Here is a 258-nt window from a genome sequence, read left to right as displayed (position 1 = left end):
CCGGGCGGAACTTATCCGACTGACGGAAGAGGATTATCAGTTTTTGCTGACCCAGCATCATATTGTGTCCGATGGCTGGTCAGTCAATGTGCTGATAAATGAACTGAACGCACTCTACGCCGCCTTTTTGGTCGGCCAGCCGGATCCGCTGCCCCCATTGGCCATTCAGTACCCGGATTACGCCGCCTGGCAGCATCAGTGGTTTTCCGCCGAACGTACCCAGGCGCAGTCGGACTACTGGCGCACAACACTGGCCGA

Annotated in this window: 1 protein-coding gene; it reads left to right on the top strand. The window is 57.0% G+C overall.

Going from position 1 to position 258, the window contains the following annotated elements; all coding sequences use genetic code 11:
* A partial coding sequence (locus C5470_RS22345) for a condensation domain-containing protein (RefSeq protein ID WP_166291974.1) occupies nucleotides 1-258 on the top strand: 258 nt, incomplete at both ends.

This window comes from Photorhabdus stackebrandtii, assembly GCF_011189495.1.
Lineage (GTDB): Bacteria > Pseudomonadota > Gammaproteobacteria > Enterobacterales > Enterobacteriaceae > Photorhabdus > Photorhabdus khanii.
The sequence above is the reverse complement of the archived record's forward strand: the minus strand, read 5'-3'. Positions and strand labels throughout refer to the sequence as shown.